Origin of the sequence: Bradyrhizobium iriomotense, assembly GCF_030160715.1 — a bacterium.
Taxonomy (GTDB): domain Bacteria; phylum Pseudomonadota; class Alphaproteobacteria; order Rhizobiales; family Xanthobacteraceae; genus Bradyrhizobium; species Bradyrhizobium iriomotense.
Map to the genome: position 1 here is coordinate 110,854 of NZ_BSOW01000008.1, position 25,742 is coordinate 136,595.

At 65.6% G+C, this 25,742-nt stretch carries 24 protein-coding genes and 1 pseudogene; 15 read left to right on the forward strand and 10 right to left on the reverse strand.

All coding sequences use genetic code 11. From position 1 onward, the window contains the following. Positions 1–69: 69 nt before the first annotated feature. On the reverse strand, positions 70–492 hold the full coding sequence (locus QQL28_RS13515) for an MAPEG family protein (RefSeq protein WP_284265785.1): 423 nt from the start codon (positions 490–492) through the stop codon (positions 70–72). Between the two features lie 235 nt (positions 493–727). On the opposite strand from QQL28_RS13515, the pseudogene QQL28_RS45900 reads away from it, so the two are divergent. The 10 genes and pseudogenes from QQL28_RS45900 to QQL28_RS13565 form a co-directional block, all read left to right on the forward strand. After that, positions 728–874 (forward strand): annotated as a pseudogene (locus QQL28_RS45900) (acriflavin resistance protein); the annotation flags it as partial. Between the two features lie 68 nt (positions 875–942). After that, entirely contained in the window at positions 943–1,791 is an 849-nt protein-coding gene (locus tag QQL28_RS13525) for a metallophosphoesterase family protein (RefSeq protein ID WP_284265789.1), read from the forward strand. A 132-nt stretch (positions 1,792–1,923) separates the two neighbouring features. After that, positions 1,924–3,222, forward strand: coding sequence for an alanine racemase (locus QQL28_RS13530; protein WP_431309599.1), 1,299 nt, complete (start codon positions 1,924–1,926; stop codon positions 3,220–3,222). 7 nt (positions 3,223–3,229) lie between these two features. Then, entirely contained in the window at positions 3,230–3,889 is a 660-nt protein-coding gene (locus QQL28_RS13535; protein ID WP_284265793.1) for an amino acid ABC transporter permease, read from the forward strand. Positions 3,890–3,899: 10 nt separating this feature from the next. After that, positions 3,900–4,550: an amino acid ABC transporter permease gene (locus QQL28_RS13540; protein WP_284265795.1), complete on the forward strand. Its 651-nt coding sequence runs from the start codon at positions 3,900–3,902 to the stop codon at positions 4,548–4,550. Beyond that, positions 4,537–5,265 (forward strand): amino acid ABC transporter ATP-binding protein, encoded by a 729-nt coding sequence (locus QQL28_RS13545; RefSeq protein ID WP_284265797.1) that lies wholly within the window; start codon positions 4,537–4,539, stop codon positions 5,263–5,265. Before QQL28_RS13540 ends, QQL28_RS13545 begins: the two co-directional genes overlap by 14 nt. Before the next feature lie 35 nt (positions 5,266–5,300). Then, positions 5,301–6,098 carry a transporter substrate-binding domain-containing protein gene (locus QQL28_RS13550; RefSeq protein ID WP_284265799.1) on the forward strand — a complete coding sequence of 266 codons (798 nt, stop codon included), beginning with the start codon at positions 5,301–5,303 and terminating at the stop codon, positions 6,096–6,098. Between the two features lie 58 nt (positions 6,099–6,156). Further along, the gene (locus tag QQL28_RS13555; RefSeq protein ID WP_284265801.1) at positions 6,157–6,501 is read left to right on the forward strand and encodes a RidA family protein; all 345 of its coding nucleotides are present in this window, start codon (positions 6,157–6,159) and stop codon (positions 6,499–6,501) included. 41 nt (positions 6,502–6,542) lie between these two features. Next, entirely contained in the window at positions 6,543–7,571 is a 1,029-nt protein-coding gene (locus QQL28_RS13560; protein ID WP_284265803.1) for a succinylglutamate desuccinylase/aspartoacylase family protein, read from the forward strand. A 248-nt stretch (positions 7,572–7,819) separates the two neighbouring features. Then, on the forward strand, positions 7,820–8,884 hold the full coding sequence (locus QQL28_RS13565) for a LacI family DNA-binding transcriptional regulator (protein ID WP_284265805.1): 1,065 nt from the start codon (positions 7,820–7,822) through the stop codon (positions 8,882–8,884). 93 nt (positions 8,885–8,977) lie between these two features. Here QQL28_RS13565 and QQL28_RS13570 read toward each other — a convergent pair whose 3' ends face one another. The 4 genes from QQL28_RS13570 to QQL28_RS13585 all read right to left on the reverse strand — a co-directional run bounded on the left by QQL28_RS13570 (position 8,978) and on the right by QQL28_RS13585 (position 12,793). Then, positions 8,978–9,268, reverse strand: coding sequence for a hypothetical protein (locus tag QQL28_RS13570; protein ID WP_284265807.1), 291 nt, complete (start codon positions 9,266–9,268; stop codon positions 8,978–8,980). Positions 9,269–9,418: 150 nt separating this feature from the next. Beyond that, positions 9,419–10,441, reverse strand: coding sequence for an NADP-dependent oxidoreductase (locus tag QQL28_RS13575; protein WP_284265809.1), 1,023 nt, complete (start codon positions 10,439–10,441; stop codon positions 9,419–9,421). Positions 10,442–10,861: 420 nt separating this feature from the next. Next, positions 10,862–12,358, reverse strand: a complete 1,497-nt coding sequence (guaB, locus tag QQL28_RS13580) for an IMP dehydrogenase (RefSeq protein WP_284265811.1) — start codon at positions 12,356–12,358, stop codon at positions 10,862–10,864. A gap of 186 nt (positions 12,359–12,544) precedes the next feature. Further along, positions 12,545–12,793 carry a hypothetical protein gene (locus tag QQL28_RS13585; protein ID WP_284265813.1) on the reverse strand — a complete coding sequence of 83 codons (249 nt, stop codon included), beginning with the start codon at positions 12,791–12,793 and terminating at the stop codon, positions 12,545–12,547. A 159-nt stretch (positions 12,794–12,952) separates the two neighbouring features. Between QQL28_RS13585 and QQL28_RS13590 the strand changes: the two genes are divergently transcribed. Further along, complete coding sequence (locus tag QQL28_RS13590; protein ID WP_284265815.1) at positions 12,953–14,446, forward strand: MFS transporter; 1,494 nt, start codon at positions 12,953–12,955, stop codon at positions 14,444–14,446. A gap of 206 nt (positions 14,447–14,652) precedes the next feature. Here QQL28_RS13590 and QQL28_RS13595 read toward each other — a convergent pair whose 3' ends face one another. Then, positions 14,653–15,339 carry an RlmE family RNA methyltransferase gene (locus QQL28_RS13595; protein ID WP_284265817.1) on the reverse strand — a complete coding sequence of 229 codons (687 nt, stop codon included), beginning with the start codon at positions 15,337–15,339 and terminating at the stop codon, positions 14,653–14,655. A gap of 1 nt (position 15,340) precedes the next feature. Next, entirely contained in the window at positions 15,341–16,417 is a 1,077-nt protein-coding gene (locus QQL28_RS13600) for a Ppx/GppA phosphatase family protein (RefSeq protein WP_284265818.1), read from the reverse strand. 213 nt (positions 16,418–16,630) lie between these two features. Here QQL28_RS13600 and QQL28_RS13605 point away from each other — a divergent pair, with 213 nt between their 5' ends. From QQL28_RS13605 to QQL28_RS13620, 4 genes are all read left to right on the forward strand, one after another. Further along, on the forward strand, positions 16,631–19,000 hold the full coding sequence (locus QQL28_RS13605) for a xanthine dehydrogenase family protein molybdopterin-binding subunit (protein WP_284265819.1): 2,370 nt from the start codon (positions 16,631–16,633) through the stop codon (positions 18,998–19,000). Positions 19,001–19,197: 197 nt separating this feature from the next. After that, positions 19,198–19,695, forward strand: a complete 498-nt coding sequence (locus tag QQL28_RS13610) for a YaiI/YqxD family protein (RefSeq protein ID WP_284265820.1) — start codon at positions 19,198–19,200, stop codon at positions 19,693–19,695. Between the two features lie 2 nt (positions 19,696–19,697). Beyond that, positions 19,698–21,509, forward strand: a complete 1,812-nt coding sequence (locus tag QQL28_RS13615) for an ABC-F family ATP-binding cassette domain-containing protein (protein ID WP_284265821.1) — start codon at positions 19,698–19,700, stop codon at positions 21,507–21,509. A 64-nt stretch (positions 21,510–21,573) separates the two neighbouring features. Next, complete coding sequence (locus QQL28_RS13620; protein WP_284265822.1) at positions 21,574–22,653, forward strand: D-TA family PLP-dependent enzyme; 1,080 nt, start codon at positions 21,574–21,576, stop codon at positions 22,651–22,653. Between the two features lie 113 nt (positions 22,654–22,766). Here the strand turns inward: QQL28_RS13620 and QQL28_RS13625 are convergent, their stop codons facing one another. The 3 genes from QQL28_RS13625 to QQL28_RS13635 all read right to left on the reverse strand — a co-directional run bounded on the left by QQL28_RS13625 (position 22,767) and on the right by QQL28_RS13635 (position 25,627). Then, positions 22,767–23,984 (reverse strand): BaiN/RdsA family NAD(P)/FAD-dependent oxidoreductase, encoded by a 1,218-nt coding sequence (locus QQL28_RS13625; RefSeq protein WP_284266178.1) that lies wholly within the window; start codon positions 23,982–23,984, stop codon positions 22,767–22,769. After that, entirely contained in the window at positions 23,981–24,898 is a 918-nt protein-coding gene (locus QQL28_RS13630; protein WP_284265823.1) for an SDR family NAD(P)-dependent oxidoreductase, read from the reverse strand. Before QQL28_RS13630 ends, QQL28_RS13625 begins: the two co-directional genes overlap by 4 nt. Before the next feature lie 249 nt (positions 24,899–25,147). Then, complete coding sequence (locus QQL28_RS13635; RefSeq protein ID WP_284265824.1) at positions 25,148–25,627, reverse strand: MaoC family dehydratase; 480 nt, start codon at positions 25,625–25,627, stop codon at positions 25,148–25,150. Between the last annotated feature and the right edge of the window lie 115 nt (positions 25,628–25,742).

The window sequence follows — 25,742 nt, forward strand, 5'->3', positions numbered from 1 at the left end:
TCTAGCTTTTTGATTGAGCATGATCTTATCGGAAAACCGGTACCCACTTTTCCGGATCAAGCTGAAGCATCAGATCAGCAACAAAATCTTCAGCGCGAAGTAGATCCACATCGCGAGCAGCACCAAGACGCCGGCGAGCCAGATCGTCGAGCGCAGGCCGAGATCGTTCGATGTGACGGAGATGCGGGCATGGGCGAAGCGACTCACCACGAACACCCAGGACATCAGCACGATGAACAGATCGGCATGGCGCAGCGGCAGCGCCAGTGCGATCAGCACGTAGAACAGCACCGGCAGCTCGAACTGGTTGGCAAAGCAATTGGCGATCTGTGTGGCGCGCTTCGGCCAGTTCGGCTCGCCGAGCGCAATGTCGCGGATCTTGGTCTCGCCGGAGACCAGCGTCTCGCGCCGCGTTAGCGCCATCCAGATCAGGAGCGCGAAAGTCAGCGCGACCTGAACGAAGACCGGCAGCAAAACCATTTGAACGGACATCGGGATCCTTCCCGCTTGGTGCGGAGGGCGAGACCGTCATTAGCCGCCACCGCTGGCCCTGACAATCAACGACTTGAACCGCCGTTCCCGCATCTGCGACCAACTGTCGATAGTTAAAGCGATTTTGGCCTCCTATCCCGCGCGAGCCGCGAACGCCACCATGCCCCTGTTGTCGTCCCTCTCCTCCCTCTTCAGTGATTCCGCCGATGGCGGGCTCGGCATCCTCATGTCGGCGCCCGCCGATCCCGCCCACAGCGGGCAATTCGGCGGACAATTCGGCGGACAATTCGGTCCTTGGCACCTCGCCGACCGTGTCGTCTCGCCGATCGCGAGCGCCGTGGCTCCGCAGGACGCATTCACGATCCGCTACCGCGTGTTTTAAACTTTGTTCATTGCGATGCATGCCCGCCCCGTCATCGTACCGACGTGCGACAACGGGTACGATCGGTCATGTCCGAGTTTCGCCTGACGCAGGTTTCCGACACGCATCTCGGCCGACGCTTTCCCGGCCTGATCGCAAACTTCCACCGCGTCAGCGAGCACATCGACGCGAACAGGCCCGATCTCGTCGTCAACACCGGCGACGTCTCCTTCGACGGTCCGACCAGCCGCGACGACATGGAGTTTGCAAAAACCCTGCACGACGCGCTGCCCGTGCCGTGCCGCTATCTGCCGGGCAATCACGACATCGGCGACAATCCGACCGCGATCGGGCCCGCGCCATCGCCGCCTGTCGATGAGAGACATCGCCAGCAGTTCTGCACCGTCTTCGGCCACGACCATTGGCAGTTCGAGGCGGCCGGCTGGTGCTTTATCGGCCTCAACTCGCTGGTGATGAATTCGGGGCTGGAGTTCGAGAGTGAGCAATTCGACTGGCTCGCCTCGCAATTGTCACGCGCGAGCGGCAAGCCGATCGCGCTGTTTGTGCACAAGCCGTTATTTCTGAATCTGCCCGGCGACCCCGAAACCGTGGACACCTCCATCCGCTACGTGCCCCAACCCGCGCGGCGGCGCCTGATCGAGATGTTTTCACATCTCGATCTCGGCCTCATTGCGACCGGTCATGTCCATCAGCGCCGCGATTTCACCTATGGCCACACCCGGCACGTCTGGGCGCCCTCGGCCGGCTTCGTCATCCCCAGCGACACGCGTCAGGTGCGGATCGGGATCAAGGAGACCGGTCTCGTCGAATACCGCTTCCAGCCCGACAGTTTTGAGGTCCGCCACGTCAGGGCGACCGGACAGGTCGATGTCGATATCGAGGAATTGCTGGCACAGATGGGCCAGCCTCATCCTTAGGCATTCCTCCCTACTTTAGTACCTCTATGCATCGCTCTTACACCAGAAATGGCTAAAAACTCCTAATGACAACGTTGTCATTTCTGTCATATCGTCGTCGCTGGCGATTGGACGCCGCGAGACGGAGTGACAATGCAGTCGTTTTCCCGGTGGGAGCGCGCCATGCGCCTCTCTGCGACCACGAGGGGCATCCCCGTTGTCGATGGCCTCGCCACCGAGGAGATCGGCAACCAGAGCTGGCAGCCCGCCCACGGCGACCTCGGGCTCCCCGCCCTCACCCTGGATGAAGCCGCTTTCGCTGCTAACCGCGACCTCTTCCTGCGCTGGTGCAGCGGCGCCGGCGTTGCCATTGCTCCGCACGCCAAGACGCCGATGTCGCCGGAGCTCGCCCGCTCGCTGCGCGAGGCCGGCGCCTGGGGCACGACGGTCGCCAACATCCAGCAGGCGGCCGTGCTGCTCGCCCACGGCGAACGCCGTCTGCTCCTGGCAAACGAGATCGGCGGCCTTGCCGCGGGACGGCGTCTCGGCGCGCTGCTGAGCGCCTATCCTGACGTGGAGTTTTACGCCTTCGCGGACTCGCCGGCTGCGGTCGCCTCGCTTGCGCAAGCCGCGCACCTGTCGGGCCGCAGCGACATTTCCGTGCTGGTCGAGCTCGGCGCGGGCCGCGCCGGCGCGCGCGATCGCGTGGCGGTCGAGGCCGTCATCGCGGCGGTACTCGCTGCGAAGGGGCTGATGCTCGGCGGCGTCGCGACTTACGAAGGTGCTGTCGCCACGCCGGACGCAGACGAAACCGCGCGCGCCATCGCGAAACTGATGGCGCGCACGATCGAGGCTTTTGCGCTCGTGCGCAATGCCGCCGCTGGCCGCCCTTTGGTCCTCAGCGCCGGCGGCTCAGCTTATTTCGATGTCGTCGCAACAGCGCTTGCGCCGGTCGCGCAGCGCGACGGCAACGCGAGCGTCGTCCTGCGCTCCGGCGCGCTGTTCTTCGCCGATCACGGCATCTATGCGCGCGCCTTCGCGGAAGTCGACCGGCGCGGCGGTCTCGTCATCGATGGCGTGCGCCGCTCCGCGGCCGAAAGCTTTCGCCCTGCCCTCACGCTCTGGGCCGAGGTGCTGTCACGCCCCGAAGCCGGGCTTGCGATCTGCGGATTCGGCATGCGCGATGCCTCCTTCGATCAGGGCCTTCCGGTGCCCTTACGCGTCTTCCGCGACGGCGTAGAGCAACGAGGCCTTGCCAGGACGCTCACCGTCACCCGGCTCAACGACCAGCACGCCTTCGTCGCCCTGCCTACGGACAGCCCGCTCACCGTCGGCGACATCATCGCCTTCGGCATCTCGCATCCCTGCACCTGTCTCGACCGCTGGCGCGTGATCTATGGCCTCGATGCCGGCGGCACGGTCACGCGTGCGCTCACCACGCAGTTCGGTTGAGCAGCGCATGAACTTCCTCCCGCTCTGGCGCTATCAGAACCAGTTGATCGACGGCGCCATCGTCACGCTCGAACTGACCGTGATTTCGGCGCTGTTCGGGCTGTTGATCGGCGTTGCGGGCGCCGTCGCGCTGAAGGGACGCATTAAATCGCTGCGCTGGCTGGTGCGCGGCTATATCGAGCTGTTCCGCAACACGCCGTCGCTGATCCAGATCTTCATCGTCTTTTTCGTGCTGCCGAGCTTCGGCCTGAAGCTGCCGGCGTTCGAGGCGGCCGCGGTGGCGCTGTCGCTCTATTTCGGCGCCTATTCGGTCGAGATCATCCGCTCGGGCCTCGATTCCATTCCGCGGAGCCAGGTCGAGGCCGGGCAGTGCCTCGGGCTTTCCGGCTGGCAGGTGTTTCGCCACATCGTGCTGCCGCCGGCGCTGCGCAATGCGTATCCGGCCGTGACCAGCCAGTTCGTCCTGCTCTTGCTCGGCACCTCGCTCGCCTCGCAGGTGGCCACTGACGAGCTGTTTCACGTCGCCGGCTTCATCGAGAGCCGGACCTATCGCAGCTTCGAGGTCTACGCGGTGATCTGCATCGTGTATTTCGCGATGGCGATGTCGTTCAAGGCACTATTCGCACTTCTCGGCGCGGCGGCCTTCCGCTGGCCGCGTCGGCGCTGAGGACGAGGCGATGCGATCCTTCTCCCTCATCGATTTCGTCTCGCTGTTCGCAGCCCTGCGCTGGACCGTCGTCCTCGTCGTGCTTGCCCTCGCCTTCGGCGCGCCGCTCGCGCTCGGGCTTGCCATGGGCCGCATCAGCCGCTTCGCCGGCATGCGCTGGACGATGGCGGCGATCATCCAAATCATCCAGAGCGTGCCGCTCCTCGGGCTGCTGTTCTTCTTCTACTTCGGCATGCCGGTGTTCCTCGGCATCCAGGTGCCCGCGATCATCGCCGTCACCATCGCCTATACGCTCTACACCGCCGCCTTCCTCGGCGAGATCTGGCGCGGCGGGCTCGAGGCGGTGAAGCAGGCGCAATGGGAAGCTGGAAGCTGCCTCGGCCTGTCGCTGTGGCAGCAGTTCCGCCACATCATCGCACCGCAGGCGCTGCGGCTGTCGCTGCCGCCGACCGTCGGCTTCCTGGTGCAGCTCATCAAGGGCACCTCGCTCGCCTCGATCCTCGGCTTCGTCGAGCTTGCCCGCGCCGGGCAAGTGGTGAGCGCTGCGACGTTCCAGCCGCTCCTCACCTACGCGCTCGTCGCCGCGATCTATTTCGCGCTCTGCCTGCCGCTCACGCTCTGGTCCCGCTCCCTGGAGGCCCGCCTCGATGGCTCTCGTTGAAATCCGCGACGTGCACAAGAAGTTCGGCCGGGTCGACGTGCTCAAGGGCGTCTCGCTCGACGTCGAGGAAGGCGAGATCGTCACGATCATCGGCCGCTCCGGCTCCGGCAAATCGACGCTGCTCCGCTGCATCAATGCGCTGGAGAGCGTCGATGCCGGTGAGATCCGCGTCGAGGGCGAGAAGGTTCACGCCAGGATGCGCGACCTCAAGAAATTTCGTCAGCGCGTCGGCATCGTGTTTCAGGCCTTCAACCTGTTCCCGCATCTGAAGGTCGAGCGCAACATCACGCTCGCCCCGCTGCTCACCGGCCGCATCGACAAGGCAAAAGCCCGCGCGCTGGCCGAAGACGTCCTCACCCGTGTCGGGCTTGCCGACAAGATCGACGCCTGGCCGGAGCAGCTCTCCGGCGGCCAGCAGCAGCGCGTCGCGATCGCCCGCTGCCTCGCCATGGCCCCTCACCTCATGCTGTTCGACGAGGTGACCTCCGCACTCGACCCCGAGCTGGTCGGCGAAGTGCTGAAGGTGATGGAGGCGATGGCCAAGCAGGGCATGACGATGATCCTCGTCACCCACGAGATGGGCTTTGCCCGCAACGTCGCCGACCGCATCGTTTTCATGCATCAGGGCCGCGTCTGGGAACAGGGACCGCCGGCCAAGCTCTTCGCCAACCCCGAGACACCCGAGCTCGCAAGCTTCATTGCTTCGGCGAAATGAACGTCGTCCCACCAATCCACCACCAGGAGAAAGTCATGAGACAGCGGAAGTCCCTCTTCACGATCGCAGCAGCGGCACTTGCCGTCCTCGCTGCGACAAGCCTTGCCAAGGCCGACAAGCTCCAGGACGTGCTCGGTGCGGGCAAGCTCCGCGTCGGCATCCTCACCGACGCCGCACCCTGGGGCTTCAAGGACGACAAGGGCGAGATCGCAGGCCTCGATGCCGACCTCGCCAAGCTGATCGCCGCAGACATGGGCGTGAAGCTCGAGCTCGTCCCGGTGACGGGCGCAGCGCGCATCCCGAGCCTCTTGTCCGACAAGATCGACATCCTGATCGCAGGTCTCGGCGCCACGCCGGAGCGCGCGCAGCAGGTGATGTTCTCGCAGCCCTATGCGGTGGTGAACCTCGGCGTCTATGGCGCCAAGTCGCTTCCGTCCGCGACCGGCAAGAAGCCGGACAATCTGGAGGGGCGCACCGTCGCGGTCGCCAAGGGCACGACGCTCGACGTCTGGCTCACCGACAACGCACCGAAGGTGAAGCTCGTCCGCTTCGAGGACACGCCGGCGGCGATCGCCGCCTTTCTCGCCGGACAGGCCGATACCTTTGCCGAGAACAGCGCGATCGCGATCAAGGTCCAGGAGCAGAACCCGACCAAGGAGGTCGAGCTGAAATTCCTGATCCGCCAGTCGCCGGCCCATGTCGGCGTGCGCCAGGGCGAGCAGAACCTGCTCAACTGGATCAACACCGACATCTTCACCAACAAGCTCAACGGCAAGCTCGGCGCGCTGCAGCACAAATGGTTCAAGGAAGAGCAGTCGCTGCCAACGCTGTAATTCAGACAATGCTCCCGCGCCATGCGCGGGAGCTCATCTTCACGAGGAGAAGTTTCAGATGATCAAACGTTACGTCGTCGGCCCGCGCATGAGCCAGGCGGTTGCCGCCGGCGGCATGGTGCACATCGCCGGCCAGGTCGCCGATGACCGCAAGGCAGGCATCGTGTCGCAAACCCAGCAGGTGCTCGCCAAGATCGACGCGCTGCTGAAGGAAGCCGGCTCCGATCGCTCCAAGCTGGTCGCGGTCAACGTCTTCCTGCCCCACATCACCGATTTCGACACCATGAACTCGGTCTATGACGCCTGGATCGATCCGGCCAATCCCCCGGCGCGGGCCTGCGTCGAAGCCCGCCTCGCCGATCCCGATCTGCGCGTCGAGATGACCGCGGTCGCCTTGCTCTAAAAGCGGCCGGCGTCGGCGACGACGCAGCCCAGAGGCCATCCATGCATACCGGACTTTTTCACGAGATCGATTTCGAGAAGGACCAGAAATGGTCCGGCCATCTCGGCATTCCCTTCTCGATCGATCGCTCCCCCTACTTCCAGCTCAAGATCCCGATCTTCCGGATCAGGAACGGCGCCGGCCCAAAGCTTCTCTTGATGGCCGGCAATCACGGCGACGAATATGAGGGCGAGATCACGCTGACGCGGCTCTATCGCCGGCTCGATCGTGCCGCCATCAAGGGCGAGATCACCATCCTGCCCTTCGCCAACCTGCCCGCCGTGATGGCGGCGCGACGGCGCTCGCCGCTCGACGAGGGCAACCTCAACCGCGCCTTCCCGGGCGACGCCGGTGGCACGCCGACGTTTCGTCTGGCCCACTTCCTCGAGCACGAGCTGTTTCCGCGCCACGACGTCGTCTTCGACATCCATTCCGGCGGCACCTCGATGGCGCATGTGCCCTGCGCGCTGATCGAGCGGCAAGGACCACCAGAGATGTTCGACCAGGCGCTGCGCCTGATGGAAGGGTTGGGGATGCCTTTCGCCTTCGTCGCCGAGAACGGCGCGGCCGCACCGACCTCGATGGCGGCCGCGGCGCGTGCCGGCGCGATCGGGCTGTCAGGCGAATTCGGCGGCGGCGGTACGGTCACGCCGCAAACCATGGCGCTCACCGCGCGGGCCGTCGACCGCTTGCTGCTGGCGCTCGGCATCGTGCAAGCACCCGTGCTTGGACCTCATGCGCCGGTCGAGCGTCTCACCGAATTGCTGGCCCTGCAAAGCCATGCGCAGGCGGTGTTCGCGACCCGGCGCGGCTGGTTCGAGCCGGCCGTTACGGTCGGCGCGCGCGTCAAGGCCGGCGACATCGCTGGCTGGTACCATGATTTCGAGCGCCCGGACGTGCCCGAAGAGGTGTTGCGCTTCCCCGCCGACGGCATCGTGATCTCGCAACGCCTGCACACCGACAGCCAAAGCGGCGATTGCCTGGTCCAGGTCGGCCGCGCACTGGCGCACGAGGAGTTGTTGGCGCGGTGAGGTTTTGGAGCGCGGAGTGATGTTTGTTGAACTGCTCTCACCGCGAGCTCGCTGCACCTCTCCCGCTTGCGGGAGAGGTCGCGCCGAAGGCGCGGGTGAGGGTTTTCTCCTCTGGGGGTTCTCGATTGGGGAGACACCCTCTCCCCACCCCTCCCCCGCAGGCGGGGGAGGGAGCAAACCGCCGTTGCGGTTGCAATCTCGACCAATCTCATCAAGCTCCGGCTCGACTTTTCGTGTTCAGGGATTCGATGACCGCTCCGGCAAAGCCAACCTACGATGACGTGCTGCGCATTCCGGCGCCGCCCGGCCGCGGCGCTGCGGCTGGACGGCCGCTGCGCATCGAGGAGGTGGCGGAGCGCGCCGGCGTCGCGCCGATCACGGTGTCGCGGGTGCTGCGCCATCCCGAGAAGGTCAACCGCGAAACGCGTGACCGCATCCTCGAGGTGATCGAGGCCACCGGATATGCGTCGAACCCGCATGCGCGCGCGCTGCGCTCGGGCCGCTCGAACGTGGTGGTCGCCTTCGTCTCCAACATCCTGAGCCAGCAGTTCGGGCTGGCGGTACGCAGCTTCGCCGCGACGCTCGAGCCGGAAGGCTTCGAGGTGCTGGTCGGGCAGACCTCCTACTCCTATGCCAAGGAGGTCGCGATGATCCAGTCGCTGCGCGGAATCCGCCCGGCAGCGGTGATGTTCACCGGCGTGATCGAGCTTCACGAGAACCGCGCGGCGCTCGCCGAGCTCGGCATACCCGTGATCGAGACCTGGGCGTTTCCGCGCGATCCCATCGACATGCTGGTCGGCCTCTCCAACACCGACGCCGGCGCGATGGCGGCACGGCGGCTGGCGGACGCAGGACATCGCCGCGTCGCCTTCATCGGGCGCAGCAGCGGCCGCGGCGCGCTCCGCCGTGACGGGTTTCGTGCGGCGGCCGCGGAGCTGGGCCTCGATGTTGTCCACGAGATTGGCGTCGGCGAGATCACCGGCCTCGTCGACGGCCGCGCTGCTTTTACCGCCCTGCTCGACCGCGGCGGGCGCATCGACGCCGTGTTCTGCGCCAACGATCTCCTGGCGACCGGCGCGCTGATCGAGGCGCGCTCGCGCGGCCTGACGGTGCCCCGCGATCTCGCCGTGCTCGGCTTCGGCGACAATGACGTGGCGGACCAGATCACGCCGGGCCTCACAACCATTACCTTTGATTCCGCCGCGATCGGCCGCATCGCCGGCGAGCTGTTGCTGGCGCGCCTGTCCGACACACCGAGCGCCGAGCCCCGACGCGCGGTCGAACTCGCTTTGGTCGAGCGCGGCAGCGTCTGAAGCGCGATGGGATACCATCGGCTTTAGATTTTTTTGCTGCGCAAGATCCTTTCGGAAAACCGCTACACACTTTTCCGGATCATGCGCTGAAGCTTACGCGACGTCCTTCAGATCCTGCTGGAGCGCGGCCAGCAGCGATTGCAGGGCGTCGCTGCTCACGGGCTGCGCGCCGCTCGCGACCACCCGCGGCGCGGGCCGCTTGGGGAAGACCGGCCGGGCCGGAAAGGGCGGCAGAGCCGGCGCTGCGGCTGCCGTGCTTTCGGCCTCATCATCGCTGTGAACGAACTTGCCATGCAGAACGTCGTCGCGACGGCCCATGACGAACATGGTCGCCCAATAGCCGGCGGCCAGCAGAATTACGCTGAAAATACCAATCTCTAACATCATCGCACCTGAAATTGGTCCGATGATTCAATGCCTTCGCCGGCCCGTCAATGAACGCAGGGTCACACCTGCGGCTTTTGCGGGCCGGTGTTGCCGATTGGTGACTCTTTGTTAACCATTGCCGGCCCTGGCAGGGCCGGCAATCGCCGATCAGGCCTTGTCCGGCCCGACCCGCACGAGCTGCTTGCCGAAATTGGCGCCCTTCAGGAGGCCCATGAAGGCGCTGGGCGCGCTGTCCAGGCCCTCCGTGACGAACTCCTTGTACTTGACCTTGCCCTCGCGGACCCAGGCAGACATGTCGCGCACGAAGTCGCCGTGGCGGGCGGCGAAGTCGCTGACGATGAAGCCGCGGAAGGTCAGCCGCTTGGTCAGGATCGCGCGCATCATGCTGCCTGCCCATTTCGGCGGCCTGGCCTCGGTGTCGTTGTAATGCGCGATCAGGCCGCAGACCGGCACGCGCGCGAAGGCATTGAGCTGCGGGAAGACCGCTTCGAACACGGCGCCGCCGACATTCTCGAAATAGACGTCGATGCCCTTCGGGCATGCGTCCTTCAGCTTCGCAGCGAGATCGGGATCGCGGTGATCGATGCAGGCATCGAAGCCGAGCTCCTTGACCACGTAGTCGCACTTGTCCTTGCCGCCGGCGATGCCGACCGCTCGGGCGCCCTTGATCTTTGCGATCTGGCCGACGGCCGAGCCCACCGCGCCCGAGGCACCGGCCACGACGACGGTCTCGCCGGCTTGCGGCTTGCCGATGTCCAGGAGGCCCGTATAGGCGGTCATGCCGGGCATGCCGAGCACGCCGATCGAGGTCGAGATCGGCCCAAGCTTGGGATCGACCTTGATCAGGCCTTTGCCGTTCGAGATCGCGTGCGTCTGCCAGCCCGAACGAATGCGCACGATCTCGCCCTTGGCGAAGTCCGGATTGTTGGACGCTGCAACCTCGCTTACCGCCTCGCCTTCCATCACGCCGCCGATCGGCACCGGCGCGGCATAGGATGGACCTTCGCTCATGCGTCCGCGCATATAGGGATCGAGCGACAGCCAGACCGTCCGCAACAACACCTCGCCTGCGCCTGGCGTTGGGACTTCGAATTCCTCGATGCGGAAATCAGACGGCTTGGGCTCACCAACGGGACGCGCGGCGAGAACGATGCGTTTGCCTTGGGACATGGTGGCTTCCTCATTGTTGTATTCGTCATTGCGAGCGAAGCGAAGCAATCCAGTTTCGTCAACTCAAAAGGACTGGATTGCTTCGTCGCAAGGGCTCCTCGCAATCACGAGTTTTGGGGACGCGCGCACCACATACTCACTGTCATCGCCCGACTTGATCGGGCGATCCAGTATGCCAGAGACAGTCGTGATTGAGCCGAGAAGCCGCGGCGTACTGGATGCCCCGCCTTCGCGGGGCATGACAGCTGTGCATGGTCGAACGCGCTCATCTCGTGTCCCGGACGCGGTGCAGCGCCTCGGCGATGCACCGCAGAGCCGGGACGCATGCCCAATGCTCTACTGCGAATTGGGCCCCGGCTCTGCAGCGCACCGCTGAAGAAGCGCTGCGCTGCGTCCGGGGCACGAGAGCCGGCGTATCGCCTAACCCCCGCCCGGATAGTTCGGGGCTTCGCGCGTGATGGTGACGTCGTGGACGTGGCTTTCGCGCAGGCCCGCGCCGGTGATGCGGACGAAACGCGCCTTGGCGTGCAGGTCGTTCATGTCGCGTGCGCCGACATAGCCCATCGCCGCGCGCAGGCCCCCGGCGAGCTGGTGCATGACGTTGCCGACCGGGCCCTTGTAGGGCACCTGGCCCTCGATGCCTTCAGGCACGAGCTTGAGCGTGTCCTTGATGTCCTGCTGGAAGTAGCGGTCGGCGGATCCGCGCGCCATCGCGCCGACCGAGCCCATGCCGCGATAGGCCTTGTACGAGCGGCCCTGCCACAGGAAGACTTCGCCTGGAGTTTCATCGGTGCCGGCGAGCAGTGAGCCGACCATCGCGATGTCGGCACCGGCGGCCAGCGCCTTCGCAAGGTCGCCGGAGAACTTGATGCCGCCGTCGGCGATGACGGGAATGTCGGCCTTCTTCGCCGCTTCCACCGCATCCATGATCGCGGTGAGCTGCGGCACGCCGACGCCCGCGACGATGCGCGTGGTGCAGATCGAGCCCGGGCCGATGCCGACCTTGATGCAGTCCGCGCCCGCGTCGATCAGCGCCTGCGCGCCGTCTTCGGTCGCAACGTTACCGGCGACGACCTGCACCGAGTTGGACAGACGCTTGATGCGGTTGACGGCGTGGAGCACGTGACGGGAGTGGCCGTGCGCGGTGTCGACGACGACGAGATCGACGCCGGCGTCGATCAGCCGCTCGGTGCGCTCGAAGCCGGTATCACCGACGGTGGTCGCGGCGGCGACCCGCAGGCGGCCCTGTGCGTCCTTGCAGGCGAGCGGATGGGCGACCGCCTTCTCCATGTCCTTCACGGTGATAAGGCCGACGCAGCGATACTGGTCATCGACGACGAGCAGCTTTTCGATGCGGTGCTTGTGCAGCATCCGCCTCGCTTCATCCTGGCCGACATTCTCTCGTACCGTGACGAGATTCTCGTGCGTCATCAGCTCGGAGACTTTTTGCCGGCGGTCGGTCGCAAAGCGCACGTCACGATTGGTGAGGATGCCGACCAGCTTGCCCGGCGTGGTCTTGCCCGCGCCGGTGACGACGGGAATGCCGGAGATGCCGTGATCGCTCATGAGCTTGAGCGCGTCGTCCAGCGTCGCATCGGGGCTGATGGTGAGCGGGTTCACCACCATGCCCGACTCGTATCGCTTGACCTGCCGCACCTGGGCGGCCTGCCCCTCCGGATCGAAATTGCGGTGGATGACGCCGAGGCCGCCGGCCTGAGCCATGGCGATTGCCATGCGGGCTTCGGTGACCGTGTCCATGGCGGAAGCCATGATCGGGATGTTGAGCGGAATGGCGCGGGTGACGCGGGAGCGGATGTCGACCTCGGATGGAAGCACGTCCGAGAGGCCCGGCTTCAACAGCACGTCGTCGAACGTAAAGGCTTCGCGGATGCCTTGAAGACCTTGCACCGTGGCCATATGCCAACTCCTTCCTGCGGCCGTGCCGCAAATGCTTATGGATGAGCGCCGCCCTCGGCGTACCTTGCGGCAGCACCGTCGAATCGGAGCCCATCGGTGGGGTTGACGCTGGTCGATAGCACGGCCGGGTGACGAATCAAAGCAATTCGGCCCGATTGCCAGCCATGCACAGGCTTTTTTGCGCCCTTAGCGCGGGTAACCCCGCGGCGGGCCGTGCTGGCGGATCGCGTCCACGACCTCCCGATGCCGCCGGTCCTCCCGTTTCATGTGCACCGCGATGATCGCATGCGCCGACGGGACCAGCAGCAAAATGTGAAAAAACAGGCCGAAAATCACGCAAACCACGCACAGGACGAGGTTGAAGATCGCCGAGAACGGCTGCCCGTTCAGGAGCAGCCCGATCGGCGGCAGAAGCGCGGCTAGGATGTAGATCATCGCGGGATCTCCGGCAGGCGATGCAAACCGGGACAGTATGGGGTCGCACCGTCACGCAGGATTTAGGTGCTATGCGCGGTTCCGCAATGGTCTCGAGGCAGCGACGGTGTTAAGCCGCAACCCTCGTCTCTTCCTTCTGATTTCCATTAAATATCCGTCATGTCGGTCAACAAGCAACGCGTCATCCCGCTGATCGTGGCCACCGCTCTCTTCATGGAGAACATGGACTCGACGGTGATCGCGACCTCCCTGCCCGCGATCGCCGCCGACATCGGCACGAGCCCGCTGACGCTCAAGCTCGCGATCACGTCCTATCTGCTCTCGCTTGCGGTGTTCATCCCCGCGAGCGGCTGGACCGCCGACCGGTTCGGCGCGCGGCTGGTGTTCGCGATCGCGGTCGGCGTGTTCATGGTCGGCTCGGTCGGCTGTGCGCTCTCCACCTCCGTCACCGACTTCGTGTTCGCGCGCATCCTGCAAGGCATGGGCGGAGCGATGATGACGCCGGTGGGGCGCCTCGTTCTGCTGCGCTCGATCGACAAGAGCGCGCTGGTCAACGCCATGGCCTGGGTCACCGTGCCGGCGCTGATAGGCCCCGTGGTCGGCCCGCCGCTCGGCGGCTTCATCACGACCTATGCATCCTGGCACTGGATCTTCCTGATCAACCTGCCGATCGGTTTGCTCGGCATCTTCATGGCACTGCGCTACATCGATCCGATCAGGAGCGAGGCGCAGGAGCCGTTCGATCTCTACGGCATGGTGCTCGCCGGCATCGGACTCGCCGGCATCGCCTTCGGCCTCTCGGTCGCCGGATTGAACCTCTTGCCCTGGAGCACGGTACTCGCGCTGGTCGTGGGTGGATCGATCGCGATGACGCTCTATGTGATCCATGCGCGCAAGACCGGATCGCCGGTGCTGGATTTTTCGCTGCTGAACCTCGCCACCTTGCGCGCCGCCGTCATCGGCGGCTTCATGTTCCGGCTCGGCATCGGCGCGCTGCCGTTCCTGCTGCCGCTGTTGATGCAGATCGGGTTCGGGCTGACGCCGTTCCATTCGGGCCTCGTCACCTTTGCCTCCTCGCTCGGCGCGATGGGCATGAAAACGCTCGCCGCACGCATCATCCGTGCCTTCGGCTTCCGCAACCTGATGACGGTGAACGCGATCATCAGCGCGTTCTTCCTCGTGGTCTGCGCGCTGTTCACGGTGACGACGCCGCTGCTGATCATCATGGTGATCCTGGTGGTCGGCGGCTTCTTCCGTTCCCTGGAGTTCACCGCAATCAATACCGTCGCCTATGCCGAGGTCGAGACCGCGCAGATGAGCCGCGCCACCACGCTCGTCAGCGTCAACCAGCAGCTTGCGGTCTCCGCCGGCGTTGCGGTCGGCGCCTTCTCAGTGGAGTCGACGATGTGGTGGCGCCACGTCAGCGAGATCGACGCCACCGTGTTCGCGCCGGCCTTCATCGTGGTGGGGCTGACCTCGGCCGCCTCGGCCTGGTTCTTCTGGCAGATGCCCGCCGACGCCGGGCACGAGATCTCCGGCCGCAAGGCGGTGGAGATCGCAAGCCGCAAGGGCGCGGCCAAGAGCGCAGCGAGTGCGGCCGTCAAGGCAGCGACGGAGGATACGCAGGACATGCGGGATCAAAGATTGGGGTGATTGGGGCAAACCCGACGCCCCGCATTCGGTGTCGTCCCGGCGAAGGCCGGACCCATACCGCGAGGTCCATCGATCGCGGTTGGCGGCTGTACCGAACTGCGACCCTCCGCCAAACTATTCCCTGTGGTTATGGGTCCCGGCCTTCGCCGGGACGACCGCGGAGATTTTGTCGCGCAACCCTCACCTCGCAATGACGGAGTTTGTGGCTACGCCTTCGCGCCGCCTCGAAACCCCGTCGCCAGCACGTAGCGCTCCGACGAATCCTGCCGGCTCGCCGCCGGCTTGACGTGGCGCACCGTCGCGAAATCGCGCTTGAGCTGGGCGAGCAGATCGGCGTCGGCACCGCTCTGGAACGTCTTTGCCAGGAACGCCCCGCCGGGCTTCAGCACGTCGCAGGCAAAGGCCGCGGCGGTCTCGACCAGGCCGACGATGCGGAGCTGGTCGGTCTTGCGGTGGCCGGTAGTGTTGGCGGCCATGTCGGACATCACGATATCGGCGCCGCCGCCCAGCATCGCGGTCAGCTTGTCCGGCGCATCGTTGTCCATGAAGTCGAGCTGGGCGAAGTCGACGCCGGGAATCTCCGGCATCTCCAACAGATCGATCGCGACGACCTTGCCCTTGCCGTCCACGGAGCCGACGCGCTTGGCCGCGATCTGGCTCCAGCCGCCGGGCGCGGCGCCGAGATCGACCACGGCCATGCCAGGCTTCAGAAGGCGGAATTTGTCGTCGATCTCGAGCAGCTTGAACGCGGCGCGCGAGCGATAGCCTTGCGCCTTGGCCTTGGCCACATAGGGATCGTTGAGCTGGCGCTCCAGCCACAGCTTTGACGACAGCTTGCGCTTGCCGCCGGTCTTGACCTGGACGTGCAAGCGGCCGGTGGTGTCCTTGGCCATCTCACCAGCTCCTGAGCGCGCCGTCCTCGCGCATCATCTCGACCAGCATGCCCTCGCGCAGGCCCCGGTCGGCGACGCGCAGGCGCGGCAGCGGAAAGGCGCGGCGGATCGCATCGAGGATGGCGCAGCCGGCGAGCACGAGATCGGCGCGCTCGATGCTGATGCAATTGTTGTTGGCTCGCTGCTCGTAGCTCATGCCGAGCAGCTTATTGATGGTTGCCGTGATGTCGGCATCGTCCATCCAGATACTGTCGATGCGGCGTCGATCGTAGCGCACCAGATTGAGGTGAATGCCCGCAAGCGTCGTCACCGTGCCGGACGTGCCGAGCAGATGCATTCCGGCGAGATCGCGGCCATGCTCCTCGGCAAAGGGCGCGACGTGTCGCGCGACCTCCTCTTCCATCGCCGCGTAGGTCTCGCGCGTCACGTCGCGGCCGCCAAAATGCTCGGCGAGCGTGACCACGCCGAGCGGAATCGACATCCAGGCCTTGATGCGCGGCTGGGGATTCTCGTCGGCCGGGTCGCGCTCGATGCGCACCAGCTCGGTCGAGCCGCCGCCGATGTCGAACAGGATCGCGCCGCGCCCCCTGGGGTCGACTAGCGGCGAGCAGCCGAGCACGGCGAGCGCGGCCTCGGTCTCGCGGTCGATCACCTCGAGTTCGATGCCGGTCTCTGCGGCGACGCGGCTGCGAAAGCCCTCCGCGTTAGACGCCGCGCGGCAGGCCTCGGTCGCGATCAGCCGCAGCCGCTTGGCCTTGCGCAGCTCGATCTTGTCGCGGCAGATGCTGAGCGCCGCGATGGCGCGCTCGATTGCGGCCTCGCTGATGCAGCCGGTGGCCGAAACACCCTCGCCGAGCCGGATGATGCGCGAGAAGGAATCGACCACGCGAAACCCGTCGCTGGTCGGACAGGCGATCAGCAATCGGCAGTTATTGGTGCCGAGGTCCAGCGCCGCATAGACGCCGGTTCCCGACATTTGCGCAGGGACGGGCGGTTCGGTGGCCAGCGCCGCCGTGGCCATCGCCCCCAGCTCTCCGTGCGGCACAAGGCCGTCGCGGAGCCGCGTGTGGTCATTCATACAAACGGTCTTTCCACGGCCCGACAGGGCCGATCAGGAATTGGTTTTTCGCCGGAAACTTTAGCAGCGCTTAAGGCCTGCGCAACAACCCATCACATAGGACCATGCCTATTCGTGCGTTGTCGTGAACGGGGTGGTGCGTTATCTCAGCGGGGTCCGGTTCTCAGGCCGCCGCGAAACTCGCGCAAATGCCGGCTTTTCAGGTCATTTCCCATGCAAGAACACACCAAATCGTCCTCGCTCGAAAACGCTATTGCACTGCAAAAATATGGCGTCGGACAGCCGGTCCGGCGCAAGGAGGACGACACGCTGGTGCGCGGCATGGGCCGCTATACCGACGATTTCAACCTGCCGGGCCAGGCCTATGCCGTGATCGTTCGCTCGACCCACGCCCATGGCGTGATCCGCGGCATCGGCACCGAGGCGGCCAAGGCGATGCCGGGCGTGCTGGGCGTTTGGACCGGAACGGACCTCAATGCGGCCGGCTACGGCCCGTTCACCTGCGGCCTGCCGCTGAAGAACCGCGACGGCTCGCCGCTGCTCCAGACCAACCGCCAGCCGCTGGCGACCGACAAGGTCCGCTTCGTCGGCGATCCCATCGCCTTCGTGGTGGCGGAGACGTTGGCCCAAGCGCGCGACGCCGCGGAAGCCGTTGAGGCCGATATCGAGCCGCTGCCGGCGGTCACCGATCCCGAGGACGCCGCGCAGGCGGGCGCGCCGCAGCTCTACGACCACATCCCCAACAACGTCGCGCTCGACTATCACTTTGGCGATGCCGAGAAGGTCGAGGCGGCCTTCGCCAGCGCCGCGCATGTGACGAGGCTCGACATCGAGAACACCCGCGTCGCGGTGGTCTCGATGGAGCCGCGCGTGGGGCTCGCCTCCTACGACAAGAAGACTGAACGCTACACCATCCAGGTGCCGACGCAGGGTGTTTCGGGCAACCGCGCCAATCTCGCCAAGAACCTGAAGGTGCCGAACGAGAAGGTGCGCATCCTCACCGCCAATGTCGGCGGTTCCTTCGGCATGAAGAACATCAACTACCCCGAATATATGTGCATCCTGTTTGCGACGAAGACGCTGGGCCGTCCGGTGAAGTGGACCGACGAGCGCTCGACGAGCTTCCTTTCCGACAGCCACGGCCGCGCCCAGAAGATCCACGCCGAGCTCGCGCTCGATGCCGAGGGGCATTTCCTCGCGGCCAAGCTCTCCGGCTACGGCAATCTCGGCGCCTACATCACCGGTGTCGCGCCGAGCCCGCTCTCGCTCAACACCGGCAAGAATTTTTCCAGCGTCTACCGCACGCCGCTGATGGCGGTCGACATCAAGACGGTGTTGACCAACACCACTTTGATGGGGGCCTATCGCGGCGCCGGCCGCCCCGAGGCGAACTACTACATGGAGCGGCTCATCGACCGCGCCGCCGACGAGATGGGCATCAGCCGGCTGACCCTGCGCAAGCGCAACTTCATCAAGCCGAACCAGATGCCATTCCCGGCCTCCTCCGGCGTGACCTATGACAGCGGCGACTTCCAGGCCGTGTTCAACAAGGCGCTGGAGCTGTCGGACTATGAGAGCTTCTCCAAGCGCAAGAAGGAGAGCAAGAAGAGCGGCAAGCTTCGCGGCATCGCCATCGGCTCCTATCTCGAGGTCACCGCCCCTCCCGGCGCCGAGCTCGGCAAGATCGTGTTCGATCCCGACGGCACCGTGCAGCTCATCACCGGCACGCTCGACTACGGCCAGGGCCACGCGACGCCGTTCACGCAGGTGCTGTGCGCGCAGCTTGGTGTGCCCTTCGAGAGCGTAAAGCTCGTGCAGGGTGACAGCGACATCGTGCACACCGGCAACGGCACCGGCGGCTCGCGCTCGATCACCGCCAGCGGCATGGCAATCGTGGAAACCTCCCGCCTCATCATCGAGAAGGGCAAGCGCGCCGCGGCGCATCTCATGGAAGCGTCCGAGGCCGACATCGAGTTCGCCGACGGCAGCTTCACCATCGCCGGCACCGACCGCAGCATCAACATCATGGACCTGGCCAAGCGCCTGCACGATGCCAAGGTGCCGGAGGGCGTGCCCTCTTCGCTCGACGTCGACCACACCACCGAGCCGGTGCCCTCAGCCTTCCCCAACGGCTGCCATGTCGCCGAGGTCGAGATCGATCCGGACACCGGCGTGGTGCAGATCGTGCGCTACAGCGCCGTGAACGATTTCGGCACAGTGATCAACCCGATGCTGGTCGCCGGCCAACTCCATGGCGGCGTCGTCCAGGGCATCGGCCAGGCGCTGATGGAGCATGTCCGCTACGACGAGAGCGGTCAGCCGATCACGGGATCGCTGATGGACTACGCGCTACCGCGCGCGGAGGACGTTCCTTTCATGAGCGTCGGCGATCACCCGGTGCCGGCCACGAGCAATCCGCTGGGCACCAAGGGCTGCGGCGAAGCCGGCTGTGCGGGCAGCCTGTCGACGGTGGTGAATGCGGTGATCGACGCGCTGTCCGACTACGGCGTCAAGCACATCGACATGCCCTTGACGCCGGAGCGCGTGTGGCGGGCGATTCACGAGGCGAAGGGGACGGCGTAAGGAACGCACGTCAGCTGCTCCACCTACCGCTGTCATCACCCGCGAAAGCGGATGATCCAGTATTCCAGAGACAGGGACGAATACGGAGAGGCCGCGGCGTAACGGATGCCCGCTTTCGCGGGGCATGATAGCGAGGCCGGCAGGAACTCCGGTCAATCCCCTCGCCTTTGGGCGGCGAATGCGGTACCACGCGGCCGATGACGAGCCCTCCAGCCACGCCCCGCATCTATGTCGACGCCGACGCCTGTCCGGTCAAGGACGAGATCTATCGCGTCGCTGTCAGGCACGGCGTGCCCGTGAGCGTGGTCGCGGGCAATTTCATCCGCGTGCCCCAGGACCGGCTGATCGAGCGTATCGCCGCGGGCGCCGGAATGGATGCTGCCGACAACTGGATCGCGGAGCGGGCCGGTGACGGCGATATCGTAATCACCGCCGACATCCCGCTCGCGAGCCGCTGCGTGAAGACGGGTGCCGACGTCATCGCGCCGAACGGCAAGCCGTTCACCGAGGAATCGATCGGCATGACGCTCGCGGTACGCAACCTGATGACGGATCTGCGCTCGGCTGGAGAAGTCACCGGCGGTCCAAGATCGTTCGCGCCGCGCGACCGCTCCGCGTTCCTGTCGGCGCTGGACCAGACCATCCGCCGCATCCAGCGCCGCCGCGCCGAGCAGGCCGCAACGGTCAAGGGCTGACCATGGCGCCGCCGCTGATCCAGCTGAAAGACATCCGACTCACATTCGGCGGCACACCGTTGCTCACGAGCGTCGAGCTCAACGTCGCGCCGTCCGAGCGCGTCTGCCTGATCGGCCGCAACGGCTCGGGCAAATCGACGCTCCTCAAGATCGCGGCGGGCCTCGTCGAGCCGGACGGCGGCACGCGCTTCGTTCAACCGGGGGCGACGATCCGCTATCTGCCGCAGGAGCCGGATTTCGGCGACCACGCCAGCACGCTTGCCTATGTCGAGGCGGGGATGGCGCCCGGTGACGACCACCATCAGGCGCGTTACCTCTTGGAGCAACTCGGACTCACCGGCGATGAGAACCCGGCCAATCTCTCCGGCGGCGAGGCGCGCCGCGCGGCACTGGCACGCGTGCTGGCGCCCTCGCCCGATATCCTGCTGCTGGACGAGCCCACCAACCATCTCGACCTCACCACCATCGAATGGCTGGAGCAGGAGCTCGACAGCCGGCGCAGCGCGCTGGTGCTGATCAGCCACGACCGCCGCTTCCTCTCCAATCTCTCGCGCTCGACCGCCTGGCTCGATCGCGGCAGGATCAAGCAGATCGACCGCGGCTTTGCCTCGTTCGAGGCCTGGCGCGACGAGGTGCTGGCGGAAGAAGAGCGCGACCAGCACAAGCTCGACCGCAAGATCGTCGACGAGGAGCACTGGCTGCGCCACGGAGTCTCGGGCCGGCGCAAGCGCAACGTCAAGCGGCTTGCCAATCTGCATGCGCTGCGTGCGCAGCGGCGCAACTATCGCGGCACCGCCGGCAGCGCCAATCTCGCCGCGGCGGAAGCGGAAGCCTCCGGCAAGCTGGTGATCGAGGCGAAGGGCATCACCAAGGCCTATGGCGAGCGCAAGATCGTCGAGAATTTCTCCACCCGCATCCAGCGTGGCGACCGGCTCGGCGTCATCGGACCGAACGGCGCAGGCAAGACCACGCTGGTCAATCTCTTGACCGGCGGGACGCAGCCGGATTCCGGGACCGTGCGGCTGGGCGCCAATCTCGAAATGGCGACGCTCGACCAGCACCGCGAAAGCCTCGATCCCAAATCGACGCTCGCCGAGGCCCTCACCGGCGGCCGCGGCGATCAAATCATGGTCGGCGGCAAGCCGAAGCACGTCGTCGGCTACATGAAGGACTTTCTGTTCGCGCAGGAGCAGCGCGGCACGCCGCTGGAAGTCCTGTCCGGCGGCGAGCGCGGCCGCCTGATGCTGGCGCGCGCGCTGGCAAAGCCGTCCAACCTTCTGGTGCTGGACGAGCCGACCAACGATCTCGATCTCGAGACGCTCGACGTGCTCGAGGAGATGCTCGGCGATTACGAGGGCACGGTGATCCTGATCAGCCACGACCGCGACTTCCTCGACCGCGTCGTGACCTCGGTGATCGCGCCCGAGGGCAACGGCAAATGGATTGAATATGCCGGCGGCTACAGCGACATGCTGGCGCAGCGCGGCGCGGACCTGAAGCGCGAGACGGTGAAGGCGCAGCCGCTCGCCGAGAAGAAGGAAGAGCGCGCTGCCGCCCCGACATCCGCGCCAAAACGGCGGCTGAGCTTCAACGAGAAGCACGCGTTGGAAACGCTGCCGAAGAAGATCGACAGCCTGCACGCCGACATCGCGAAGCTGCAGCGCGTGCTCGACGACCCCAGTCTCTATGCCAAGGACCGAAAGAAATTCGATGATACGTCCACTGCCATAGCCAAGGCCCATGAAGACCTTTCGGCTGCAGAAAACCGCTGGCTTGAACTTGAAATGCTCCGTGAAGAGATTGAACAGGCATAGCGCGTATTCCGCAAAAGTGGGCACCGGTTTTGCGATCGGAATACGCGCCAACTAAAGGACTCCCATGACCACTCCCCTCGCCGCCAAGATCGCCCGCGAATATGGCACGCCCTGCGCCGTGATCGACATGGACAAGGTCGAGCGCAACATCGCGCGGATCCAGAAGGCCTGCGATGACGCCGGCGTTGCCAACCGGCCGCACATCAAGACCCACAAGAATCCGACGCTCGCGAAGATGCAGGTCGCGGCCGGCGCAAAAGGCATCACGTGCCAGAAGCTCGGCGAGGCCGAGATCATGGCCAATGCCGGCATCGACAACATCCTGATCAGCTACAATCTGCTCGGCGAAGAAAAGATGGCGCGCCTCGGTGCGCTGCAAGCCAAGGCCAACATGACGGTCGCGGCTGACAACTCCGTCGTGATTGCCGGCCTGCCCAAGGCGGCCGCGGCCTCAGGCCGGCCGCTGTCCGTCGTCGTCGAATGCGACACGGGGCGCAAGCGCGCAGGCGTCGAGACGCCGGCCGAGGCGATTTCGCTGGCGCGCGAGATCGCGGCCTCCAAGGGGCTGCAATTCGCCGGCTTCATGCTCTATCCAACCGAGACCGGCTGGGCCGACGCGCAAAAATTCTATGATGAAGCGCTGGCCGGCGTTCGCGCTCACGGGCTCGATGCCACGATCGTCTCGACCGGCGGCACGCCCAATCTCGTCAATCTCGGCAAGCTCAAGGGCGGCACCGAGCACCGCTTCGGCACCTATATCTACAACGATCGCATGCAGGTCGCGGCCGGCTCCGCCAGCTGGGACGACTGCGCGCTGCACATCTATTCGACGGTCGTCAGCCGCGCCGCGCCCGAGCGCGGCATCCTCGACGCCGGCTCGAAGACGCTGACCACCGATACCGGCGGGCTCGATGGCCATGGCCTGATCCTGGAGCACCCCGAAGCCAAGATCGCGCGCTTCGCCGAGGAGCACGGTTTCCTCGATCTCTCCCGCAGCAACACCCGTCCCAATGTCGGCGACGTCGTGCGCATCGTGCCGAACCATGTCTGCGTCGTCGTCAACATGATGGACGAGGTGGTGATGGTGCGCGGCGACGAAATCATCGGCACGCTGCCGGTGGCTGCGCGCGGGAAGCTGCGGTAGGCGCGCCCGCGCCATCCACCACCATCATTGCGAGGAGCGGAGCGACGAAGCAATCCAGAGTCTTCCCGCGGTGACACTCTGGATTGCTACGCTTCGCTCGCAATGACGAAGTTTTAGATAGCGAGCCATTTCAACACGCCCCTGCCCGCGGCAGCACCAGTCGCAAACGACGCCTGCAACAGATAGCCGCCGGTCGGCGCCTCCCAGTCCAGCATTTCACCGGCCGCGAAGACGCCAGGCAGCTTGCGGATCATGAAATCGGCGTCGAGCTCGTCGAGCGAAATGCCACCGGCGCTCGAGATCGCGCGCGCGATCGGCGCCACGCCCGCAAGCTTGATCGGCACGGCGCTGATCAACTCGGCGAGGCGTCCGGGCGGCAGCGAGGAGAGCGACAGCCCCTCATTGATCGCGGCCTCTTGCAACAGGCCAACGGCGACGGGTGAGAGCTGAGCAGCCTTGCGCAGGAAGTTGGAGACCGACTGCTTTCCGCGCGGCACGGAGAGTCGTTTGACCAGATCGCCTCGGTCGAGATCCGGCCGTAGTGCAACGTGCAGAATCGCCTCGCCCGTTGCCATAATCGACTCGCGCAATTCGGCCGACAACGCGTAGACCGCGCCGCCTTCGATGCCGGTTCGCGTAATGACCGCCTCGCCGCGCACCGTGTGTCCGCCAAAGACGAGGGCAATACCTTTCAGCGGCTCGCCTTCGAAGCGCGTCCGGAACACCTCGGACCAGGCGACAGTGAAGCCGCAATTCGCCGGCCGCAGCGACGAGATCGTCACGCCCTTCTGGGCGAGCATTCTTGTCCAGCCGCCATCGGAACCAAGTCGCGGCCAGCTCGCGCCGCCGAGCGCCAGCACGGTGGCCGCGGCGTCGATGCTGGAAGGGCCGTAGGGCGCCTGAAACAGCAGCCGTCCCTTGTCATCCCATCCGGTCCAGCGGTGACGAAACGCAAACGCCACGCCGCCGGCGTCGAGCCGGCGTAGCCACGCCCGCAGCAACGGCGACGCCTTGAACGCCCTCGGAAACACACGCCCGCTGGTGCCGACGAAGGTCGGCTCACCCAGCGCCTCACACCATTCACGCAGCGCGCCTGGCGGAAACGCGTCGATTGCGCCTTGCAGCCTCAGTGCCGCCTCGCCGTAGCGCGCGAGGAACTGCGGCAGCGGCTCGCTATGCGTGAGGTTGAGCCCGCCGCGGCCAGCCATCAGGAATTTGCGCCCCGCAGACGGCATGGCTTCATAGACGGTGACGGCAGCGCCGCCTGCTGCCAACACCTCCGCCGCCATCAGCCCGGCGGGACCGGCCCCGATGACGGCGACGTTTGTCAGAGTTTTACCCCGGCCCGTGCAGCCGCTTGCGCAACGTACTTCTGCGTCTGCTCGAATGCGCCCTGCAGCGCCTTGGCCTTCGACATGTCGCTGATCTCAGCGAAATGCGCCGATATCGCGTCGGGCGTCCAGTCGGACTCGGCCAGGTTGATGCCCTCGCTCTCGATGAGCTTGATCACCGCGAACGAGCCAGCGCCGGCGCCCATGATGGTGCGGGTCGGCGCGTCCTCGCTGAGCATGTATTCGACCGCCGGCGTGATCGCTTCCGGCTTCATCAGCTGCAACGCCTGTGGCGGCAGCAGCTCTTCCGTCATTCGAGTGGCGGCCGTCGGTGAGATGATGTTGACGCGGATGTCGGCCTTGCGGCCCTCTTCCGCCAGCACGTTCATCAGGCCGACCATGCCGGACTTCGCCGCGCCGTAGTTGGCCTGGCCGAAATTGCCATAGAGGCCGGAGGACGAGGTGGTCAGCACGATGCGGCCGTAGTTGCGCTCGCGCATGCCGGCCCACACCGCCTTGCAGCAGTAGAACGTGCCGACGAGATGCACGTCGAGCACCTTCTGGAAGTCCGCCGCTTCCATCTTGCCGAACGATTTGTCGCGCAGGATGCCGGCATTGGCGCAGAGCATATCGACGCTGCCCCATTCCCTGGTGGCGCGCTCGACCATCGCAGTGACCTGGTCGAAATTAGAGACATCGGCGCCGTCGGCCATCGCGGTGCCGCCCGCCTTGCGGATCTCCTCGACGACGGCCTCCGCCGGCGACAGCGAGGCTCCGGTACCGTCGCGCGCGCCGCCGAAATCGTTGACCACGACCTTGGCCCCGCGGCTCGCGAGCCCCAAAGCATGCGCCCGCCCCAGACCATTGCCGGCGCCGGTGACAATGGCGACGCGTCCGTCAAATCTGATTGCCATGAGTGTTGCTTCCTTTCTTCCTTCTCCCCTTGTGGGAGAAGGTGGCGCGCTTTGGAGCGCAATTGCGCTCCTGAGCGCGCCGGATGAGGGGTATCTCTCCACAGACGCGCTCGGGGAGAGATACCCTCACCCGGCTTCGCGTTCCGCGATGCCACCCTCTCCCACAAGGGGAGAGGGTGAGATCGTCGCGCTGGGCAGCTTTTGAGCAGTGATGGATTGCCGGGTCAAGCCCGGCCATGACGCGTGAAACTACGCGAAATAGATCAACCCCAGCCACTCGGCGACGAGCGCCGGCTTGTCCTCGCCCTCGATCTCCACTGTGACGTTGGTGCGGGACTGCAACTCCGTGGGCTTGCGGAGCTTGGCCTCGGCGAGCACGAACCGGCCGCGGACGCGCTTGCCCGAACGCACCGGCGAGATGAAGCGCAGCTTGTCAAAACCGTAGTTGACACCCACCGTGGTGCCGGCGATCACCGGCATCACCTCATAGGACATGATCGACATCAGCGACATCGTCAGGAAGCCATGCGCGATCGTGGTGCCGAACGCGGTCTCCTTCTTCGCGCGCTCGGGATCGACGTGGATGAACTGGTGATCCTCGATCACGTCGGCATAGGTATTGATGCGTGGCTGATCGATCAGGTGCCACGACGACACGCCGACCTCCTTGCCGACCAGGGCCTGATAGGCCTCGAGAGAGATCGGCGGCTTCTTCCAGATTTCGTTCATTTAACAACTCCCAACTGCCGTCATTCCGTGGCGATGCGCAGCATCGAACCCGGAATCCATCGTGCCACAGCGTCTGTTGCGCAATGAATTCCGGACTCGCGCTCCGCGCGCCCCG

Coding starts and splice junctions, on each gene's coding strand:
- QQL28_RS13570 (WP_284265807.1), bottom strand. CDS start 9,268: ATGTTAGAGATTGGTATTTTCAGCGTAATTCTGCTGGCCGCCGGCTAT.
- QQL28_RS13535 (WP_284265793.1), top strand. CDS start 3,230: ATGAACTTCCTCCCGCTCTGGCGCTATCAGAACCAGTTGATCGACGGC.
- QQL28_RS13560 (WP_284265803.1), top strand. CDS start 6,543: ATGCATACCGGACTTTTTCACGAGATCGATTTCGAGAAGGACCAGAAA.
- QQL28_RS13575 (WP_284265809.1), bottom strand. CDS start 10,441: ATGTCCCAAGGCAAACGCATCGTTCTCGCCGCGCGTCCCGTTGGTGAG.
- QQL28_RS13545 (WP_284265797.1), top strand. CDS start 4,537: ATGGCTCTCGTTGAAATCCGCGACGTGCACAAGAAGTTCGGCCGGGTC.
- QQL28_RS13525 (WP_284265789.1), top strand. CDS start 943: ATGTCCGAGTTTCGCCTGACGCAGGTTTCCGACACGCATCTCGGCCGA.
- QQL28_RS13620 (WP_284265822.1), top strand. CDS start 21,574: ATGACCACTCCCCTCGCCGCCAAGATCGCCCGCGAATATGGCACGCCC.
- QQL28_RS13565 (WP_284265805.1), top strand. CDS start 7,820: ATGACCGCTCCGGCAAAGCCAACCTACGATGACGTGCTGCGCATTCCG.
- QQL28_RS13635 (WP_284265824.1), bottom strand. CDS start 25,627: ATGAACGAAATCTGGAAGAAGCCGCCGATCTCTCTCGAGGCCTATCAG.
- QQL28_RS13590 (WP_284265815.1), top strand. CDS start 12,953: ATGTCGGTCAACAAGCAACGCGTCATCCCGCTGATCGTGGCCACCGCT.
- QQL28_RS13555 (WP_284265801.1), top strand. CDS start 6,157: ATGATCAAACGTTACGTCGTCGGCCCGCGCATGAGCCAGGCGGTTGCC.
- QQL28_RS13600 (WP_284265818.1), bottom strand. CDS start 16,417: ATGAATGACCACACGCGGCTCCGCGACGGCCTTGTGCCGCACGGAGAG.
- QQL28_RS13585 (WP_284265813.1), bottom strand. CDS start 12,793: ATGATCTACATCCTAGCCGCGCTTCTGCCGCCGATCGGGCTGCTCCTG.
- QQL28_RS13630 (WP_284265823.1), bottom strand. CDS start 24,898: ATGGCAATCAGATTTGACGGACGCGTCGCCATTGTCACCGGCGCCGGC.
- QQL28_RS13550 (WP_284265799.1), top strand. CDS start 5,301: ATGAGACAGCGGAAGTCCCTCTTCACGATCGCAGCAGCGGCACTTGCC.
- QQL28_RS13615 (WP_284265821.1), top strand. CDS start 19,698: ATGGCGCCGCCGCTGATCCAGCTGAAAGACATCCGACTCACATTCGGC.
- QQL28_RS13515 (WP_284265785.1), bottom strand. CDS start 492: ATGTCCGTTCAAATGGTTTTGCTGCCGGTCTTCGTTCAGGTCGCGCTG.
- QQL28_RS13605 (WP_284265819.1), top strand. CDS start 16,631: ATGCAAGAACACACCAAATCGTCCTCGCTCGAAAACGCTATTGCACTG.
- QQL28_RS13540 (WP_284265795.1), top strand. CDS start 3,900: ATGCGATCCTTCTCCCTCATCGATTTCGTCTCGCTGTTCGCAGCCCTG.
- guaB (WP_284265811.1), bottom strand. CDS start 12,358: ATGGCCACGGTGCAAGGTCTTCAAGGCATCCGCGAAGCCTTTACGTTC.
- QQL28_RS13610 (WP_284265820.1), top strand. CDS start 19,198: ATGACGAGCCCTCCAGCCACGCCCCGCATCTATGTCGACGCCGACGCC.
- QQL28_RS13530 (WP_431309599.1), top strand. CDS start 1,924: ATGCAGTCGTTTTCCCGGTGGGAGCGCGCCATGCGCCTCTCTGCGACC.
- QQL28_RS13595 (WP_284265817.1), bottom strand. CDS start 15,339: ATGGCCAAGGACACCACCGGCCGCTTGCACGTCCAGGTCAAGACCGGC.